Here is a 19,471-nt window from a genome sequence, read left to right as displayed (position 1 = left end):
GCCGTGCGCGTCCCGGGTCGTTAGTGTGGGAAGAGACTTCGCGGTGCCGGGGGATTACGGAGCGCAGATGACGCAGGACGACAGCAACGGGGCCCAGCCACCCCAAGAGCCGCCAACGGAGCCGACTCCGCGCGGATCCATGCGGTTCCAGAACGAGAGCACCACGCCGAGGGAGCCCTCGCTCGCCGAGCAGCGCGCCCGCCGGCAGGCGATCGCGGACCAGGAACGCGAGGAGGCCGAGGCCGCCGAAGCCGCGCGCAAGGCCGACCAGAAGGCCGCGACCAAGCGCAAGATCCTCATCGGCAGCGGTGTCACCGTCGGCCTGGCCGGCCTGGTCGCGACGTTCTACACGGTCGCCAAGCCGACCAACGAGACCGCCGTGTGCACGGACGCCAACGGCGTGATCCAGAACGACCAGTTCTGCGACGAGAGCTACGTCACCAGCCAGCACGGCTACCAGAGCGGCGGCTTCTGGATCATCCCGCTCGTGGGCGGTGGCTTCAACAGCTACCGCTACAACTACGGCGGCACCGGCACCATCGGCCAGCGCGTTGCCGGCGGCACCTTCACCGCGCCGTCGGGGAACACAAACGTCTCGACGAAGTCGGGCAAATCGGTGCAACGCGGTGGTTTCGGAATCAGTGGCAAGACGGGCACGTCCGGCGGCACGGGCGGCACCGGCAAGAGCGGGGGCTCGTAGGTGTATCGGGACCGGAGCGAGCCGCGGCGGGACTGGCAGCGGATCGTCGAGGACCAGGGCCTCGTCTACGGCACCCCGGCGCGCGACGGCTCGGGCAAGGCCCGCCCGTACTGGGACGAGTCGGTGCACTACGTCTTCGACATGGACGAGGTCCTCTCGCTCGAAGCCGACGTCGAGCTGCTGCACTCCATGTGCCTGGAGGCCGTGGACAACGTCGTGACCACCGAGGGCTATCGGCGGTTCGGCATCCCGGAGTGGGTGTGGCCGCACATCGCCGAGTCGTGGAAGCGACAGGACCCGCACGTCTACGGCCGCTTCGACCTGCGCTACGACGGCAAGTCGCCGGCCAAGCTGCTGGAGTACAACGCGGACACGCCCACCACGCTGCTCGAGGCGTCGGTGCTGCAGTGGCACTGGAAGACGACCGTCTTCGAGAACGACGACCAGTGGAACTCCATCCACGAGAAGCTCGTCGAGCGCTGGCGCGAGATCGGCGACAAGCTGCCGTCCAACGAGCTGCACTTCACCTGGTCCTCGGCCGATCCTTCCGGTGAGGACCACGTGACCACCGCGTACCTGCAGGAGACGGCCGCGGAGGCCGGGCTCGACACCGTGGGGCTCTCGATCGAGGAGATCGGCTGGGACCCGGTGCTCAAGCGCTTCGTGGACCTCGAAGAAGCGCAGATGTCCACGGTCGTGAAGCTCTACCCGTGGGAATGGGTGGTCGACGAGGAGTTCGGCCGCTTCGCCGTGGAGACGATGCCGCGCACGCTGTGGGTCGAGCCGCTGTGGAAGATGCTGCTGTCGAACAAGGCGCTGCTGGCCGTGTTGTGGGAGAACTACCCCGGGCACCCGAACCTGCTGCCCGCGTTCACCGACGACCCGGGCCTGCTCACGGAGTACGTGCGCAAGCCGAAGCTGGGCCGCGAGGGCGCCAACGTGCAGATCGTGGCCACCGGCTACGAGACCCAGACCGACGGCGTCTACGGCGCCGAGGGCTACGTCTACCAGGCGTTCGACCCGCTGCCCGAGTTCGACGGCTACCGGCCGGCGCTCGGCGCGTGGATCGTCGGGGACTCGTCCGCCGGGCTGGGGATCCGCGAGACGAGCGGGCTGGTCACCGACGACGGTGCCGCGTTCGTCCCGCACCGCATCCCCGAGTCGTGATACAACCTCCCCGCCTGATCTGCACGGTTAGCACTGATCGTTCTGGGAGACCGCTGTGACCACGACCCTTGCGCTGTCCGACACGTTCGGCTCCGACCTGCTGCGCGGGATCGGCGCGATCCTGTTGTACGGCGTCGTCGGCCTGCTTTTGATGTTCGCCGGCTTCTGGGCGATCGACTGGACGACCCCGGGCAAGCTCTCACAGCTCGTGCACCGCGGCCTGCCCAACGCGGTGATCGTGACCGCATCCGGGCTGCTGTCGATGGCGTTCATCGTGGTCGTCGCGATCTTCAACTCGGCGAGCGACCTCACCGAGGGCCTGATCACGTCGCTGGTCTACGGCCTGCTCGGCATCATCGTCCAGGTGATCGCCGTGCGGCTGCTCGAGTGGGCCACCCGCATCGACGTCGGCTCCACGATCGAGAGCGAGAAGTTCGCGCCGGCGAGCATCGTCGTCGCCGCCGCGCACCTGGCGCTGGGCCTCGTGGTCGCGGTCGGCATTTCCTGAGTGCTGCTTTGCGGTCCCGTTCCTACTAGCGTGGAACCGTGCGACTGCTCAGGACGCCGGAAGACCGGTTTGCGGACCTGCCCGAGTTCCCCTACGAGCCGCAGTACGCGGAGCTCGCCGACCCCGACGGCGGCCTGATCAGAGTCGGCTACGTCGAGGCCGGCCCCGCCGACGGACCGCCCGTGCTGCTCCTGCACGGCGAGCCGAGCTGGTCGTACCTGTACCGCAAGATGCTGCCGGTGCTCGCTTCCGCGGGCCTGCGCGCGATCGCGCCGGATCTTGTGGGGTTCGGCCGGTCGGACAAGCCGGGCGACATCGTGGACCACACGTATGCGCGGCACGTGTCGTGGATGCGGGGCTTCGCCTTCGACGCGCTGGACCTGCGTGACGTGACCTTGGTCGGCCAGGACTGGGGCGGGCTGATCGGGCTGCGCCTGGTGGCGGAGAACCCTTCGCGGTTCGCCGGCGTTGTCGCGGCGAACACCGGGCTGCCGACGGGTGATCAGGACATGCCTGAGGTGTGGCACCAGTTCCGTGCGGCCGTGGAGAACGCGCAGGTGCTGGACATCGGGCGGTTCATCCAGTCCGGTTGCCGGTCTGTGTTGTCCTCCGAGGTCCGCGCGGCTTACGACGCGCCGTTCCCGAACGAGATGTACAAGGCCGGCCCGCGGGCCATGCCGGGCCTGGTGCCGTACCGGCCGGACAACCCGGCTTCGGACGCCAACCGGGCGGCGTGGAAGACGTTGTCCTCGCTGGACTTGCCGTTCCTCGTCGCGTTCTCCGACGGCGACCCGATCACGGGCGCGATGGGACCGATCCTGCAGCGCACGATGCCGGGCGCGGCCGGCCGCACGCACCCGGTGATCGCGGGAGCGGGGCACTTCCTGCAGGAAGACGCGGGTGAGGAACTGGCGGAACAGGTCGCGCGCTTCGTGCGCGGCTGAGCCGGAACACCCCAATGCGGCATTGGTTGCGTTGAGCGCACCCAATGCGGCGTTCGGTGCGTTGAGCGCAACGAACGCCACATTGGGGTGCTTGGGTCACGACAAGGCGGCGTGGGTGGCCGCCAGTGCGTCCACCAGGATGCCCAGGCCTTCCTGGGCCTCGGCTTCCGTCAGGGTCATCGGGGGGCCCAGGCGCAGGACGTTGTTGTGCAGGCCGCCCTTGCCGATGAGGAGGCCGCGGGCGCGGGTTTCCTCCAGCATCTGCTTGGCGGCCGCCGGGTGTGGGGTGGTGGTGCCGGGCTGGACGAGTTCGATGCCGACCATCAGGCCCTTGCCGCGGACCTCGCCGATCAGCGGGTTCGAGGTGGCGCGCAAGCCGGACAGCAGCTGGGAGCCGCGGGCCGCACAGTTGGCCTGCAGGTCGTGGTCCTTGATGTAGTCCAGCACGGCCGTCGCGCCGGCCATGGCGACGGGGTTGCCGCCGAAGGTCGAGATGGACTGGGCGTTGATGGCGTCCACGACGTCGCCGCGGCCGACGACGCCGCCGATGGCCAGGCCGTTGCCGAGGCCCTTCGCGAAGGTCATGAGGTCGGGCACGACGTCGTGGGACTGGATGCCCCAGAAGTGCGAGCCCGTGCGGCCCCAGCCGGTCTGGACCTCGTCGGAGACGAACAGGATCCCGTAGGAATCCAGCACCTCCTTCATGGCCTTGAACAGGCCGTCCGGCGGCAGGCTGAAGCCGCCGACGCCCTGGATCGGCTCGGCGACCAGGCAGGCGACGTCGCCGGAGGTGGCCGTCTCGAGGATGTCGACGAGGTCGGCCACGCAGGCGTCGATGTACGCGGCGTCCGACAGGTCGCGGAACGGGCTGCGGTAGCGGTAGCCGCCGTGCACGTAGTTGACCTTCACCGGCGAAAGCGACGAAGCGGACCAGCCGCGGTTGCCCGTGATGGCGATCGTGCCGAAGGAACGGCCGTGGTACGAGTTGCGCATCGCCAGGACCTGGTTGCTGCCGCGGAACTGCGTGGCGAGCATCAGCGCGGTGTCGTTGGCCTCGCTGCCGGAGTTGGTGAAGAAGACCTTCGCGTCCGGGATGCCCGACAGCGCGGCGATCCGCTCGGCGAGCTCCACCTGCGCACGGATCAGGTACAGCGTGGACGTGTGCAGCACGCCGGTGTCGAGCTGCTTGCGCACGGCGTCGCTGATCTCGGCGACGTCGTAGCCCATGGAGTTGGTGAGCACGCCGGCGAAGAAGTCGAGGTACGTGCGCCCGTTGGAGTCGGTCACCCGCCGGTCCTGCGCGTGGACGATCTCGATCGGCTCGTCGTAGAACAGCGCCATCCAGGACGGCAACACCGCCCGGTGCCGGGCGAGCAGCTCGTCGGTCATGTCGTTCTCCATCCGTCTCGGCCTCTTCGGAGTATGGGCAGCGCCGGAAACGGGCGACAACGATCAGACTGCTCCGTCCTGCGACGAGGGCCGCACAGTTTGTCCGTGGACGACGAAGGGCAAACCGCGTCGAGGGGCCTGCTGGCCTGCGACTACCCTTTCTTCCGTGATTGACCCCAGGACTCTGCGCGAAGACCCGGAAGCCGTGCGCGCGTCGCAGCGTGCCCGTGGTGAGGACGAAGGAGTGGTCGACAAGCTGCTCGGCTTCGACTCCCGCCGCCGCTCCGCGATCGCCAACGCCGACAAGCTGCGGGCCGAGCAGAAGTCCGTGAGCAAGCTCGTCCCGAAGGCCGCTCCCGAGGAGAAGGCCTCGTTGCTCGCGCGCGCCAAGGAGCTGTCCGCGCAGGTCAAGGCCGCCGAGGTCGAGCAGACGGAGGCGTCGGAGGAGTTCGACCAGCTCTTCCGCACCGTGCCGAACCTCGTGCACCCCGACGCGCCCGTCGGCGGCGAAGACGACTTCACCGTGCTCAAGACCGTCGGCGAACCCACGAAGTTCGACTTCGAGCCGCGCGACCACCTGGACCTCATGGAGGGCCTCGGCGCCGTCGACATGGAGCGCGGCGCCAAGGTGTCGGGCTCGCGGTTCTACTTCCTGTCCGGCGTCGGCGCGCAGCTGCAGCTCGGGCTGCTCAACATGGCCATCGCGCAGGCGCTGGAAAACGGCTTCACGCCGATGATCACGCCCTCGCTCGTGCGTCCGGAGATCATGGCCGGTACCGGTTTCCTCGGCGCCCACGCGTCGGAGGTCTACCGCCTGCGCGACGACGACCTGTACCTGGTGGGCACCTCCGAGGTCCCGCTGGCGGGCTTCCACGCCGACGAGATCCTCGAGCTCGGCGACGGCGCGCGCCGCTACGCCGGCTGGTCGTCGTGCTACCGCCGCGAGGCCGGCTCGTACGGCAAGGACACCCGCGGCATCATCCGCGTGCACCAGTTCGACAAGGTCGAGATGTTCGTCTACACGACGCCCGCCGAGGCCGAGGCCGAACACGAGCGCCTGCTCGGCTGGGAAGAGCAGATGCTCGCCAAGATCGAGGTGCCCTACCGCGTCATCGACACGGCCACGGGCGACCTCGGCACGTCCGCCCACCGCAAGTTCGACTGCGAGGCCTGGGTGCCCACGCAGGAGACCTACCGCGAGCTGACGTCCACGTCCAACTGCACCACCTTCCAGGCCCGCCGCCTGTCCGTGCGCTACCGCGACGACAACGGCAAGCCCCAGATCGCCGCCACCCTCAACGGCACGCTGGCCACCACGCGCTGGATCGTCGCGATCATGGAGAACCACCAGCAGGCCGACGGCTCGGTGCGCGTGCCCGAAGCCCTGCGCCCCTTCGTCGGCGGGCGCGAGGTGCTGGAGCCGCTGAAGAAGCGCTGATCGGCGTGTTTTACGCGGCCGGGACCCTGCGGGGTCCCGGCCGTTGCCGTTTCTCCGGATAGCCGGTGCGAGCCCGGTGCGGCCGCTAGGGTTCGGGCGCGAGGAGGAAACGCCGATGGGGTTCAGGGGAGTCCGGGCGGCCGTGGCCGTGGCCGTGGCCGGGGTGGCCGTGGTGGTGGCCGGGTGCACGGTGCGGGTCGGGGGCGTCGCGGGGCCGGTGCCGGGGCAGGGGCCGGTGCAGCAGGTTGTGGACGCGTGTTCGCTGGTCGACCAGCAGCAGGCCGACGCGCTGGGCTATCGGGGGCCCGGCAAGGGGCAGGCGGCGAGCGAGAAGCTGCGCACGCCCGCGATGTGCCTGTGGAACAGCAAGGACGACAGTGCGGCGCTGACCATCCTCACCGTCGGTTGGTCGGTGGACCAGCCGCTGGACGACTACCTCCAGGGTGCCGTCGTGAAGGCGCCGCCCTTCGCGTCCGGTGGGTTCCAGTGGACGCGCTACGGCTCGTTCATCCCTGGCAGCTGCGACCTCTACACCACGCTCGGCCCGAAGTCGTATGCGTTCGTGAGCGTGTCCAACCCGGACGAGACCAAGGCGTGTGACGCGGCGAAGCAGGCGGTGCCGCAGGTTGCCGCGCACCTGCCGGGCGGGCAGCCCGCGCCGCAGATCACGCCGACGGCGCCGAGCAGTGCGGCGCCGCCGAGTGGGCCGCTGGTGGGCCTGGACCCGTGCACGCTGCTGAAGCCCGACCAGGCCGCGTCGTTGCACGTGGCGCCGCAGGGCGAGAAGCAGAGCTCCAGCGTCGTGCCCAACGCGGTGTTCTGCCTGTGGGACGACACCGACGGCGACCGCGGCCAGAAGGCCTTCGAGGTGTGGCTCGGCCCCGACCTGCCGATGACGCAGTGGCCCGGCATGGACGTGCCGCCGGTCTCGACCATCGACGCCAACGGTCACCACTGGTCGATCTTCGCCAACTTCAACGACTCCGGCGGCGTCAACTGCGGCGCCGGGCTGGCCGTCACTCCGACGTCGTCGATCCAGATCGTGTCCGGGTACCTCGACGACCCCTCGAAGGCGTGCGACGCGGTCAAGGCGGGAGTTCCCCTGGTGTCGGGGAACCTCCCGGCCTGACCGTCCTGAGTGGACTGTCGTGTCAGGACACGCCGGCGGGGCGGCGCGGCCCGGCCGGGGCGGTGCGCGCCACCGGGATGTTGCGTGACGCGGGGATGTTGCGCGACGCGGAGCGGGCCGGCCGCTGGGGCGACGGGGCGCGGCGCGTCGGCTCCGAGGCGTTGGTGTCGGTAGGCGCCACCTCGATGTTCACCGCCACTTCGTCGCCGCCGATCTCGCGGGTGATCCAGGCGCCGGACTCGACCATCACGCCCAGCGTCTTCACGTCGAGCGAGTTGATGCGCGAGCGGTACCAGGCGTCGTCGGCCAGGGCGCCCATGCGGCCCTCCAGCCGGGACTTCACGGCCAGCAGCCGCTTGTACAGCGTGTCGGCCAGCGCCTGGCGGTCTTCCTTGCTGGTCAGGCCGGCGCGGATCCGGTCCTCGATGCCGCGCGGCAGGCCGTTCTCGTCGGGGATCAGCATCGTCGTCCAGGCGCGCGACTTCTCGCGGTACTGCAGCTGCTGCATCAGGCCCTCGTGCGGCGCGAAGTCGGCGGCGCGGAACGCCCGCCCGGCCCAGCGCGACGCGAGGTTCGCGGCGAGCGACTGCACACTCTTCACGCCGGTGTTGAGGCCGCGGCCCGGCCAGAAGTGCAGCGAGTTGGCCGCGTCGCCGAGCAGGAACGCGTACGTGGACGGTGCGAGCTGCGCGGTGAACTTCGGGTTCTGCTTCATGCCCAGCTTGAACGACGTGATGCCCACGATGTCGGCCATCGTCGCGCCGAAGAACTTCACCCCGTCGGCGATGCGCGGCCACAGGAACGACAGCTTGTCCACCGACGGCTTGAACACCGAGCGGTGGCGGTCGCACACGAACTTGTCGCCGTCCGGGCGCATGGTGCACCCGAACTTGCCGATGCACGGAACCGGGCCGTTCTCGCCGTAGGCCAGGACTTCCGAGGCCTCCTCGGCGGTGAGGCGCATGTTGATGAAGCCGCCGCCGAGCGAGTTGAACAGGAAGCGGTTCTGGCACACGGTGAGCGGCACGGTGTGCTCGTCGGGCACCTTCCCCTTGATGCGGATGCCGAGCACGGTCTCGTCGAGCGGCTCCCCGCCCACGGAGTAGAGGTCGCGGCTCGAAGGGCCGAACGCGTCCTTGAGGTCTTCCCGAGTCTTCGAGCGCGCGCCGTCGCAGATGGCGAGCACGTCGAGGCCGTCCCAGGTCTTCGGCTGCGCGTACGGCTCGGGGATGAGCTCGATGCCGTAGAAGTCCTGCGCCATCTCCAGCAGGCAGTCTTCGATCCAGCGGACCTTGATGTTGCGCGGGCGGCCGCGGTGCGTGGGGGAGTCGGGGCCGAGGGGCCACATCTCCGAGTAGTTGCCGGGGGTGAACAGGCGGCGCCGCACGAGCATCGGCAGCTGGCCCCACACGTTGCTCTGCAGCGTGACGACCTGCTCGCGACGGTTGTTGCCCTCCGCCGTGCCCTGCCAGGCGATGCGGCCGTCACGCCGCATCCAGCGGCGGTCGAACACGCGGATCTTGACCTTGTCGCCCAGCATCGAGCGCAGCGTGCACGCGAAGATCAGCCCGACCGGGCCACCGCCGGCCACGTCGACCCGCAGCGGCCGGGCCGAACCGGGGCGGGCCACCGCCTGAACCACGCGGCCCAGGTCCGCCGGGCCCTGGCCGCTGTTCGGCTTCAGGAACGTCGTGGCCGGCTCACCGAAGTGCGAGGCGTTGTGGTTCATGGCTTCCGGGACCTCCAGCGTGATCTTCCGCGTGCGGCCAACACACGGAACGAGGGGGCCGGACGGTTCACGGAAATCCCAAAAACTTTCCGCGAACTTGTTCGCGCAGCTCAGGCGGCTACCTGGTCGGCGATGTGCTTCGCGATCTCCAGCGCGCTCGTCGCCGCGGGGCTCGGGGCGTTGAGCACGTGAACCTGGTCGCGTGCGGTCTCGATGAGGAAGTCGTCGACGAGCGAGCCGTCGGGACGCAGCGCCTGGGCCCGCACGCCGGAGCCGTGGCGGACGATGTCGTCCTCCGTCACGGCGGGCACGAGCCGGGCGAGGCTGGCGGCGAAGCGCTTCTTGGAGAACGAGCGCAGCACCTCTTCCAGCCCCGTCGGAAACGCGTACTTGCGCGCCAGCCGCCACGCGCCGGGGAAGCGGGCGACGTCGGCGAGGTCCTTCACCGACACGTCGGCCCAGCGGTAGCCCTCGCGGCGCAGCGCGAGCACGGCGTTGGGGCCGGCGTGCACGCTGCCGTCGAGCATCCGCGTGAGGTGCACGCCGAGGAACGGCAGCGTTGGGTCGGGCACGGGGTAGATGAGGCCGCGCACGAGGTGGCGACGCTCGGGCTTGAGCTCGTAGTACTCGCCGCGGAAGGGCACGATGCGCGCGCTCGGGGTGACGCCGGCCAGCTCGGCCACGCGGTCGGACTGCAGGCCCGCGCAGTTCACGAGCGCGTCGGCGTGGATGACCTCCGTGGCGGTGGCGACCTCCACCCCGCCGTGGGCGCCGGGGCGGATGCCGAGGACCTCGGTGTCGAGCCGCAGGTCCGCGTCGGCCTCGTCGAGCAGGCGCACGAGCGCGGCGCAGACGGCCGGGAAGTCGATGATGCCCGTCGACTCCACGCGCAGCGCGCCGACGCACGCCACCTCGGGCTCGTACTCGCGCGCCTCGGCGGGGGTGACCTTCTTGGCCGGCACGCCGTTGGCCTCGGCGCGCTCGGCGAGGGTGTTCAGGGCCGGCAGCTCCGACTCGCTCGTGGCCACCACGAGCTTCCCGCACACCTCCACGGGCACGCCGTACTGCCGGGCGAAGTCCACAATGGACCGATTGCCGGCCACGGACATCCGCGCCTTGAACGAGCCCGGCTTGTAGTAGAGGCCGGCGTGCACCACGTTGGAGTTGTGCCCCGTCTGGTGCGCCGCCCAGCGGCTCTCCTTCTCGAGCACCGTGACGTCCTGCCCCCGCCGGGAGAGCTCCCAGGCCACGGCCAGGCCGACGATTCCGCCACCGATCACCACGACGTTACGCACGGACGGAAAGGCTACGCGACCTGGGCGTCGCTTGCGTAGCCCCAAGTGGTCTGAAGTGCGGTTTTTCACGGATCAGGTGACCCGTTGACGAACTCCGGTCCGAAGTGGACCTCCGCCCACCGCGGACCGGAGCGTGGTCTATTCGGCCTCGTCCAGCACCTTCGGCACCCCGCGCAGCGCGAACCACGCCACGCCCGCGACCAGCACCATCAGGCCCGCGGCGCCGAGCATCGTGACCTGCAGGCCGCCGATGAATGCGTGCTGCGCTGTGTGCAGCAGCTGCGCCCCGGGACCGGCCGGGAGCTGCGCGGACATCTGCGCCGCGCCGGCCAGCGTCTCGCGGGCCGGCGCCGGGACGTCCGCGGGCAGGCCCTGGCGGTACAGCGAGCCGAGCACGCTGCCGAGCACCGCGATGCCCAGCGCGCCGCCGAGCTCCGTGGCCGTCTCGGAGATGGCCGACGCGGCGCCGGCGCGGTGCTTCGGGACGACACCGAGCACGGTGTCCGTCGCGACGGTGAGGATCAGCGCGAGACCGATGCCGAAGACCACCATCGTCACCACTAGGTACGGATACGCCGTGCCGACGTCCGTGCGGCTGTAGAGGGCGAACCCGATCGCGGAGGCCAGGCAGCCGAGCGTGACCGTGCCGGCCCGGCCGAGCGACTTGATCAGCACGGCGCCGAGCGTGCCGCCGATCAGCGCGCCGCCCATGCCCGGCAGGCCCGCCAGCCCCGACTTCAGGGGCGACCACCCGTTGACGAGCTGGAAGTACTGCGTGGAGATCACGCTCACCGCCAGCTGTGCGAACATGGCGAGCACGGTGGTCACGACCGTCGCGGAGAAGGCGCGGTTGCGGAACAGCCGCAGGTCCATCAGCGGCTCGGGCAGCCGCGGCTGGCGCAGCACGAACACGAGCAGGCTGCCGACGCCGAGGATCGCCGCCGCGTAGACGTCCCAGTGGTTCAGGCCTTCGTACGCGATCTCCTTGATGGTGTAGACCACGCCGAGGATGCCGACGAGCGACAGCGCGACACTGACGCCGTCCAGCCGCCCGGGCGCGGGGTTGCGCGACTCCGGCAGCACGAAGATCCCGACCGCGATCAGCACGATCACCACCGGCACGTTGATCAGGAACACCGAACCCCACCAGAAGTGGCTCAGCAGCGCGCCGCCGATGAGCGGGCCGAGGCCGAACCCGAGGATCGTCAGCCCGCTCGACACACCGATCGCCGCCGTGCGTTCCTTGCCGGTGAAGGTGTTGCGAAGGATCGACAGCGTCGACGGCATCAGCGTCGCCGCGCTCGCGCCGAGCAGAATCCGCAGCCCGATCAGCAACTCGGCACTAGGCGCGTACGCGGTGGCCACCGACACCAGCCCGAACACGGCCGCGCCGGCGAGCAACAGCTTCTTCCGCCCGATGCGGTCCCCGACGTTGCCCGCCGTGATCAGCAGCCCGGCCAACGCGAACCCGTACCCGTCGGCGATCCAGAGCGCCTGCGTGGTCGTCGGCCGCAGCGACTCGGACAACGCCGGGATCGCCAGGTGCAGCACCGTCAGGTCGACGGCCGTGAGTATCTGCACGAGCACGCAGACACCGATGATGGCGGCTTTGCGCATTGGCGTCAGCGTTCTCGCCGGCGCGGTCGATGCGGCGGTGATGGTCATGGTGGGCCTCCGTGGTTCGCTCCTGGCCCTCACGCTGCCGAGCCCCACTGACGACTCACGCACGAACGACGCACCATGGCTGACAGTGCAGGTCAGCAAGGGGTTAAGGAGCGATCCCCGCCGCCGTCAATGCTTTCTGCACCGGAAGCTCCCGGCCGCTGGCGTAGTACCGGTCGTAGTCCGTGCCCAGCAATGCGCGGGCCCGGTCGGCCACTTCGGCGACGTCCGGTTGGCCCGCGACTTCCGTGCCGCGGGCGGCGACGGCGGCGCCGAGCAGCAGGGCGGCTTCCTCGGCGTGGCCGTCCAGCAACGCCGCGCCCGCGACGCACTCCAGGGCCGAGGCCAGCACGGTGCTGTCCTGCCACTGGTGCGCCGCCTCCACGGCTTCGCGCATGAGGGCGCGGGCTTCCGAGGCGTGGCCCGACGCGACGGAGACCCAGCCCAGCGCGATGGTTGCCGCGCCGCGGACGGCGGCGACCGAGAAGGAGCCGCTGGTGCACTCGGCCAACGCGCGCTCCGCCAGCGAACGGGCCCCCGCCAAGTCCCCGTCGCGGCGGGCCAGAGCCGCCAGGCCGACGTAGCCCGAAGCGCGCGTCTCCGGCATGCCCGAGCGCCGGGCCAGCGAGATCACGCGTGAGTAGTCCTCGCGGGCGCCGGTGACGTCGCCGCGGAGGGCGCGGCTGTCGGCGCGGCGGCAGAGCAGGTCGGCGTAGTCGTCGGCCGCGCCGAGTTGCTGCATGAGGTCCATGGACTCGGTCATGGCGGCCATGGCCTCGTCCCAGCGGCCGCGCCAGGTGAGCAGCTGCGACAGGTGGTCGAGCGACATCGACAGGCCCCAGCGTTCGCCGAGGGCACGGTAGCGGGACTCGCCCTCGCGCAGCTTCGTCTCGGCCTCGTCGAGGTCGCCGGTCAGCATCGCGCGCAGGCCGGAGCCCATCGGCACGAGTGCGCTGCTCCACGGGTCGCCACCGGCCATGATGCTGCTGCGGGTGAAGAGCGTCTCCTCGTCGGCGGGCGGGCCGATCACCACGCCCAGTAGCAGGCTCAGTGTCGGATGCCTTGGCGCCCAGGCGACATCGAGCGCATAACGCTCCACTGTGGACTGATACGGCAGCGTCGCGTCGTGGCCCGGGGCGCCGGACATCGCGTTGAGCACGCACATGAGGAACTGCTCCTCGTACCCCTCGGGAGCCACCGGGCCGCAGCGCTTCACGACCTCCAGCGACAGCATCGCGCCCTCGTAGCGCCGGCCGCGCATCCACCAGTACGTGGCCAGCGCGGCCGTCAGCCGCAACGCCGTGGGCAGGTCCGCGTCCGTCGACCACCGCAGCGCGGCGACGAGGTTGTCGTACTCCGCGTCGAGCCGGTCGAGCCAGCGCAGCTGGTCGGCGGTGCGCAGCAACGGGTCGGCTTCCTCGGCCAGCCGCAGGAAGGCCGACGCGTGTGCCGCCTCGAACCGCGCCGTTTCGCCCGCGCCCGCGAGCTTCTCCGCGCAGAACGCGCGGATCGTCTCCAGCATGCGATAGCAGTCGCCCGTGGTCTCGACCAGTGACTTGTCCGCCAGTCCCGGCAACAGGTCGACGGTGTCCGGCACATCGCAGACGAGCTCGGCCGCCGCCAGCGTCGCCCCGCCGGAGAACACGGTGAGCCGGCGCGCGAGCCGGCGTTCGTCGTCGTCCAGCAGCTCCCAGCTCCACTCGACGACGCCGCGCAGCGAACGGTGCCGCGTCTCGGCCGTGCGGCTGCCCCGCGCGAGCAGGTGGAAGCGGTTGTCCAGCCGGGCGGCGATCTCGCCGACGGGCAGCGTCCGCACCCGCGCCGCCGCCAGCTCCAGTGCGAGCGGCAGGCCGTCGAGCGCCGCGCAGATGTGCTGGACGTCGCCGATCGTGTCCTCGTCCACGCGGAAAGCCGGGTCGCTCGCGGCGGCTCGATCGGCGAACAGCCGTACGGCCGGGAACCCCAGCGCCTCGGCCGCGGGCGTGCCCGGCGGCGGCACCGCGAGCCGCGGTACGGGTGCCAGCTGCTCACCGGTGATGCCGAGTGGCTCCCGGCTCGTCGCGAGCACGCGCAGGCCGGGGCACGCGGGCAGCAGGCGCGCGAGCAGCCGCGCGGCCGCGTCGACCACGTGCTCGCAGTTGTCCAGCACCAGCAACGTCGATTGGTCGCGCAACGCCGACACCAGCCGGTCCACCGGGTCCTGCCCGCCCGAACCCCGCAGCGGCGACGCACCTTCGCGCAGGCCCAGCGCACTCAGCACGGCCTGTCCCACGTCGTCCGCGACGTGCGGCGCCAGCTCCACGAACGCCGCCGACCCGGCGTGCGCCGCCGCGACCTCCACGGCCAGCCGTGTCTTCCCGGTGCCGCCCGGCCCCAGCAACGTCACCAGCCGCGCGTGCCGCAGCAGCTCGCCGACCTGCCGCAGCTCGCCGTCGCGGCCCACGAAGCTGGTCAGCTGCGCGGGCAACGGCGAAGACGCGGCTGGCGGCTCGCTGCGCAACGCGGCCAGGTGCGCCTCGGCCAGCTCGGGTCCGGGGTCGGCGCCGAGCTCGTCGGCCAGGGTGCGGCGCGCGTCCTCGAACGCCGCCAGCGCCTCGGCCGAACGGCCCGCCGCGTGCAGCGCCCGCACGAGCTGGGTGCGCGAACGCTCGCGCAGCGGCGCGGCGACGACGGCCGCCCGCAGCTCGTCGAGCACCTCCGCCGCGCGGCCCAGCGTGATCTCGGCGTCGACGCGGTCGCTCGCCGCGTCCGCTCGCAGCTCTTCAAGACGCGTTGTCTGCGTTGCCGCGAAGGGCGCTTCGGTCACGTCGGCGAACGCCGGCCCGCGCCACAACGCCAACGCTTCACCGAGCAGGTCGCTCGCGCGCGTGGCGTCGGCTGCCGCCAGCTCGCGCCGCCCGTCGCCGGCCAACCGCTCGAACCGGTGGACGTCGACCTCGTCGGGTTCCACCACGAGCCGGTAGCCCGCGCCCGTGAACTCCACCGGCGCCACCGTCTTCAACGCGCTGCGCAGCCGTGACACCTGGGACTGCAGCGCGTTGGCCGCGCCGTCCGGCGGTTCTTCGCCGTAGAGGCCGTCGATGAGCCGCTCCGCCGGCACGAACCGGCCCGCCTCCAGCGCGAGCTGCGCCAGCAGCGCCCGCACCCGGGGACCCCCGACGACGACCGGCTCGCCCGCGGCGTCCCACGCCGTGACCGCCCCCAGAACCCCGATCCGCATGCGGCAAGACTAGGCGCTCGCGCGCCCGTTACCGGCAGGTTTCGTCCCCACGCCCGGCTCGGCGGAGCGCGTCTCTACACTTCGGGGCGAGCTTGCGCAACGCGTGGTGGCGCGAGGAACAAACTGGAGTGGGGATGTCTGGACAACCGGCCGACCAACAGGTGCTGCTCGGACGGCCGACGGTCGGCGAGGAGGAGCTGGCGGCGGTCGCCGAGGTGTTCCGCTCGGGCTGGCTCGCCGGCGCCGGTCCCGCGTGCCGCCGCTTCGAGGAGCGGTTCGCGCAGGTCACGGGCACCACGCACGCCCTGACCACCAGCAGCTGCGGCGCCGCGCTGTTCCTCGGCCTCAAGGTGCTGGGCGTGCAGCCGGGCGACGAGGTCATCGTCGGCGACTACACGTTCCCCGCCACCGGCCACGCCGTGCTGCAGGCCGGCGGCAAGCCCGTGTTCGCCGACATCCGGCCCGACATTTTCAGCGCCGACCCGGCCGCGATCGAAGCCCTGATCACGCCGCGCACGGTCGGCATCCTCGCCGTGGACGTCGCCGGTCTGCCGGGCGACTTCGACGAGTACCGGGCCATCGCCGACAAACACGGCCTGTGGCTGTTCGAGGACGCCGCCTGCTCGGCCGGCGCCACCTACAAGACGCGCCCGGCCGGCAGCCTCGCCGACCTCGCCGCGTTCTCCTTCCACGGCCGCAAGGGCATCACCGCGGGCGAGGGCGGCGCGCTCGTGTCGAACCGCGAAGACCTCATCGCCCACGCGCGCAAGATGCACACCTACGGCATCGAGCCGGCCATCAGCCGCGAGGGCTCGGGCACGCTGCCGGTCCCCGAGTTCCACGAGCTGGGCTGGAATTTCCGCCTGTCGGACATCCAGGCCGCCATCATGGGCGTGCAGCTCGACCGGCTGCCCGACCTGCTCGCTGCCCGCCGGTCCGTGGCGAAGCGCTACCACGAGGCGTTCGCCGACGTCGACGCGCTGACCGCGCCCGCCGAGCTGCCCGACCGAGAGCACCCGTGGCAGGCCTACCTGCTCACCGTCGCGCCCGAGGTCAGCCGCGACGCGCTGGCGCTGCGCATCCGTGAGCAGGGCGTGCAGTGCAACTTCGGGACGTACGCTTCACACCTTCAGCCGGTATACGGCGAGCAGCAGCCGCTGCCTGTCTCGGCTGACGCGTTCCGCCGGCAGCTGGCGATCCCGATGCACGCGGAGCTGACCGAAGCCGAGGTGGATCGCGTGGTGACGACCGTGCGCGAAGCCGTCAACGCCCTCAGCTGAAGCCCGAAGACCGTGACCGCCGAAGACACCGCCGACCGAGGAGAGACCGCGACCATGTCCGAGAAGAAGGTGTTCTTCACCGGCGGCGGTGGGTTCATCGCCGCGCACGTCATCCCGCTGCTGCTGGACGGCGGGTACACCGTCCGCATCTTCGACAACATGACCCGCGGTGACCGGGCTCGCGTGAACGACTTCGTGGCCACCGGCAAGGTCGAGCTGGTCGAGAAGGACGTGCGGTACGGCGGCGCGGTGCGCGAGGCCATCCGCGGCTGCTCGCGCGTGATCCACTTCGCCACGGTCTCGATCAACAAGTCGATCGCCGACCCGCACGAGTCGATCGACATCAACATGACCGGCAACCACAACGTCTTCGCCGCGGCCGCCGACGAGGGTGTCGAGCGTCTGGTCTTCGCGTCCACCGCCTCGGTCTACGGCGAGCCCAAGCGCCTGCCGATGCACGAGGACGACGAGCTGCGCCCGCTCACGCCGTACTGCATCTCCAAGCGCGCCGGCGAGGACCTGCTGGGCTTCTACGAGCGCACCAAGGGCCTGTCCTGGAACGCGCTGCGCTTTTTCAACGTGTACGGCCCGGGCCAGAAGATCGAGGCCTACTACACGTCGGTGATCAACCACTTCATCCAGCGCCTGCGCGCCGGCCAGCCGCCGATCATCGATGGCCGCGGCGACCAGTCGATGGACTTCGTGCACGTGAGCGACCTGGCCCGCTCGGTCGTCGCCGCGCTGGAGTCGGAGCGGTCGAACCTGCCGATCAACATCGGCACCGGCGTCGACACCTCCATCGCCACGCTGGCGAAGATCCTCATCGAGGCCGTGGGCGTCGACGTGCAGCCGCAGTTCAACGAGCGCGACGTGCTCGTGTCCCGCCGCGCCGCGGACATCACGCGGGCGCGCGAAATGCTCGGCTGGGAGCCGACCATCACCGTCGAAGAGGGCATGCGGGCTTTGGTCAGGGATTCCGAGTGAATGCCACCGCGGGCCCGGCCCGAGGACGTGCGATGCGCATCGCGGTGGTGAACAACTTCTTCCCGCCCCGCGTGGGCGGCAGCGCCCACATGTCGGCGTCGCTGGCGGGCGAGTACGCGGCGGCCGGCCACGAGGTCCTTGCGATCACGGCGGCCTACGGCGACGCGCCGGCCGACGAGCAGCGCGACGGCTACCGCATCGTGCGGCTGCCCGCGGCAAAGATGCCGCAGCTCGGCCTGTCGATCGACTTCGACATGAGCTTCGCGTCGTTGAAGCCGGGCAACTGGCGGCGGCTGCGGAAGCTGCTCGACGAGTTCAAGCCCGACGCGGTGCACCTGCACGGCCAGTTCTTCGACCTGTCCTGGCTGGCCGGGTTCTACGCGCGGCGGCACAAGCTGCCGGTGCTGCTGACCATCCACACGCTCCTGATCAGCGACAACAAGCTGTACTCGCGCGTGTTCCGGATGCTCGACGCGGTGCTGGTCAAGCCGGTGCTGAAGTACATCCGGCCGCGCTACGTCATCCTCGACAAGCTCGGCGTGGACTACTGCGTCGAGCGCTACGGCACGAGCGACGCGAACTCCGAGTACTTCCCGATCGCCGTGGACACGGGCAACTTCGCCAAGCCGGTGACGAAGGACGTGCGCGCCGAGCTGGAGCTGGGTGACGGGCCGGTGATCGTGTCGCTCGGCCACGTGATCCCGCTGCGCAACCGGCTGCCGCTGATCGAGGCCCTGCCCGCGGTCCTCGAACGGCACCCGGGTGTGCGCGTGGTGATCGTCGGGCGCGTCTACCACGACGCGTTCCTCAAGCGCGCCGAAGAGCTCGGCGTGGCCGAAGCCCTGGTCGTGACAGGTGCGGTGCCGAAGGAAGACGTGCCGGCGTACTTCGCGGCGGCCGACATCGTGACCCACGACCTCAACGGCGGCTGCGGCACCGCGTCGCTCGAAGCGATGCTGTCCGGCACGGCCACCATCGCGTCGGTCACGGAGGACAACTACCCGGGCATCGAGCTGCGCAACGGCGAGAACATCCTGCTGGTGCGCCCGGACGACGCCGAGGCGGTGGCGGAGACCGTGCTGTCGCTGCTGGACGACCCGGAGCTCCGCTCGCGGATCGCGCAGCGCGAAAGCGCCATGGTCCAGGCCAACTTCGGCCTCGACGTCGTGGCCGAGGAGCACCTGCGCGTCTTCACGAAACTGGTGGCGGACCACGATGTTCTTCGATGACGACCGCAGCAACCGCCTGCGGCCGATGATCCTGAACGACCTCGTCGCGCAGTACATGAACGATGCCGAACGGGCTCGTTTCTTCGGGCTGCCCGAGTCGTGCCGCGTGCGCGAGCGCGTGAAGATCGTGAGCCCCGAGAACCTCACCATGGGCGAGCACTGCTGGATCGGCGAAGGCGCGACCCTCGACGCCAGCGGCGGCCTGGAGATCGGCGAGCACACCAGCATCGGCCTCAACACGCTCATCTTCACGCACTCGAGCTGGCTCGCGAACATGACGCTGCAGAACCACTCCGGCAGCGACCTCATCGAGCGCAAACCCGTGAAGATCGGCAAGGGCTGCTTCATCGGCGGCCTCGTCGTCATCATGGCGGGCGTGACGATCGGCGACTTCGCCACCGTGCAGCCCAACTCGGTGGTCGCCAAGGACGTCCCACCGCGCACCCTCGTGGCCGGCAACCCCGCGCGCGTCTTCCAGCGCTACGACGAGGAGTACATCCAGTCCGAAGTGGACCGCGTCCGGGCGGAGAACGCCCGCCGCCGCGCACTGTCGGACGACGCCGGCGGCTGGGGCTCCCCGGCGGGCGACTTCAGCGGGTAGCGTTGAGGTGACCGGTGAACGCGGACGGTAGTTTTGATCACTGTCCGAGGGCACCAAGCGCACCGACCAGGTCACCAAGCAGCGAGCACTCCGGCAAAGTCGAGCTCGATGTCGCGGGTGTACCCGTCGTGCTGGACCTGGACGCGCTCATCGCGGGTCACGTGCAAAAGCTCTGGCGGCGGCAACCTCGCGTGCA

General features: G+C 70.6%; 15 protein-coding genes. 10 read left to right on the top strand and 5 right to left on the bottom strand.

Features of this window, described 5'->3' with window-relative positions:
• The first annotated feature begins 139 nt into the window (after positions 1-139).
• Genes ACFY1H_RS00615 through ACFY1H_RS00600 form a run of 4 tightly spaced genes read left to right on the top strand, consistent with a single transcriptional unit; the run spans position 140 to position 3,319 of the window.
• Positions 140-700 (top strand): hypothetical protein, encoded by a 561-nt coding sequence (locus tag ACFY1H_RS00615; protein WP_386943641.1) that lies wholly within the window; start codon positions 140-142, stop codon positions 698-700.
• Entirely contained in the window at positions 701-1,867 is a 1,167-nt protein-coding gene (locus ACFY1H_RS00610) for a glutathionylspermidine synthase family protein (protein WP_386943639.1), read from the top strand. It abuts the gene before it with no gap.
• Between the two features lie 55 nt (positions 1,868-1,922).
• Entirely contained in the window at positions 1,923-2,375 is a 453-nt protein-coding gene (locus tag ACFY1H_RS00605; RefSeq protein WP_364043855.1) for a DUF350 domain-containing protein, read from the top strand.
• Between the two features lie 38 nt (positions 2,376-2,413).
• Positions 2,414-3,319, top strand: a complete 906-nt coding sequence (locus tag ACFY1H_RS00600) for a haloalkane dehalogenase (protein WP_366577148.1) — start codon at positions 2,414-2,416, stop codon at positions 3,317-3,319.
• A 96-nt stretch (positions 3,320-3,415) separates the two neighbouring features.
• On the opposite strand, the gene ACFY1H_RS00595 is transcribed toward ACFY1H_RS00600, so the two are convergent.
• Positions 3,416-4,708: an aspartate aminotransferase family protein gene (locus ACFY1H_RS00595; RefSeq protein ID WP_386943637.1), complete on the bottom strand. Its 1,293-nt coding sequence runs from the start codon at positions 4,706-4,708 to the stop codon at positions 3,416-3,418.
• 166 nt (positions 4,709-4,874) lie between these two features.
• Between ACFY1H_RS00595 and serS the strand changes: the two genes are divergently transcribed.
• Entirely contained in the window at positions 4,875-6,146 is a 1,272-nt protein-coding gene (serS, locus tag ACFY1H_RS00590; RefSeq protein WP_366577151.1) for a serine--tRNA ligase, read from the top strand.
• A 115-nt stretch (positions 6,147-6,261) separates the two neighbouring features.
• On the top strand, positions 6,262-7,275 hold the full coding sequence (locus ACFY1H_RS00585; RefSeq protein ID WP_386943635.1) for a DUF3558 family protein: 1,014 nt from the start codon (positions 6,262-6,264) through the stop codon (positions 7,273-7,275).
• A gap of 22 nt (positions 7,276-7,297) precedes the next feature.
• Here the strand turns inward: ACFY1H_RS00585 and ACFY1H_RS00580 are convergent, their stop codons facing one another.
• From ACFY1H_RS00580 to ACFY1H_RS00565, 4 genes are all read right to left on the bottom strand, one after another.
• The gene (locus ACFY1H_RS00580) at positions 7,298-9,004 is read right to left on the bottom strand and encodes a hypothetical protein (protein ID WP_386943633.1); all 1,707 of its coding nucleotides are present in this window, start codon (positions 9,002-9,004) and stop codon (positions 7,298-7,300) included.
• A 110-nt stretch (positions 9,005-9,114) separates the two neighbouring features.
• Positions 9,115-10,344: an L-2-hydroxyglutarate oxidase gene (lhgO, locus tag ACFY1H_RS00575; protein ID WP_386943631.1), complete on the bottom strand. Its 1,230-nt coding sequence runs from the start codon at positions 10,342-10,344 to the stop codon at positions 9,115-9,117.
• A 93-nt stretch (positions 10,345-10,437) separates the two neighbouring features.
• On the bottom strand, positions 10,438-11,964 hold the full coding sequence (locus ACFY1H_RS00570) for an MFS transporter (RefSeq protein WP_386943629.1): 1,527 nt from the start codon (positions 11,962-11,964) through the stop codon (positions 10,438-10,440).
• Positions 11,965-12,067: 103 nt separating this feature from the next.
• Positions 12,068-15,181: a BTAD domain-containing putative transcriptional regulator gene (locus ACFY1H_RS00565; protein WP_386943628.1), complete on the bottom strand. Its 3,114-nt coding sequence runs from the start codon at positions 15,179-15,181 to the stop codon at positions 12,068-12,070.
• Between the two features lie 134 nt (positions 15,182-15,315).
• On the opposite strand from ACFY1H_RS00565, the gene ACFY1H_RS00560 reads away from it, so the two are divergent.
• The 4 genes from ACFY1H_RS00560 to ACFY1H_RS00545 are packed head-to-tail and all read left to right on the top strand — an operon-like array spanning position 15,316 to position 19,275.
• The gene (locus ACFY1H_RS00560) at positions 15,316-16,461 is read left to right on the top strand and encodes a DegT/DnrJ/EryC1/StrS family aminotransferase (protein WP_366577161.1); all 1,146 of its coding nucleotides are present in this window, start codon (positions 15,316-15,318) and stop codon (positions 16,459-16,461) included.
• Between the two features lie 54 nt (positions 16,462-16,515).
• A complete protein-coding gene (locus ACFY1H_RS00555; RefSeq protein ID WP_386943626.1) occupies positions 16,516-17,445 on the top strand; it encodes an NAD-dependent epimerase/dehydratase family protein in 930 nt (309 codons plus the stop codon).
• A gap of 32 nt (positions 17,446-17,477) precedes the next feature.
• The gene (locus tag ACFY1H_RS00550) at positions 17,478-18,674 is read left to right on the top strand and encodes a glycosyltransferase family 4 protein (RefSeq protein WP_366577165.1); all 1,197 of its coding nucleotides are present in this window, start codon (positions 17,478-17,480) and stop codon (positions 18,672-18,674) included.
• A complete protein-coding gene (locus ACFY1H_RS00545) occupies positions 18,661-19,275 on the top strand; it encodes an acyltransferase (RefSeq protein WP_366577166.1) in 615 nt (204 codons plus the stop codon). Before ACFY1H_RS00550 ends, ACFY1H_RS00545 begins: the two co-directional genes overlap by 14 nt.
• The last annotated feature ends 196 nt before the right edge of the window (positions 19,276-19,471 follow it).

The sequence above is a fragment of the Amycolatopsis sp. NPDC001319 genome, assembly GCF_042896185.1.
Classification (GTDB): Bacteria; Actinomycetota; Actinomycetes; order Mycobacteriales; family Pseudonocardiaceae; genus Amycolatopsis.
This window is presented reverse-complemented; position numbering and strand designations above follow the sequence as displayed.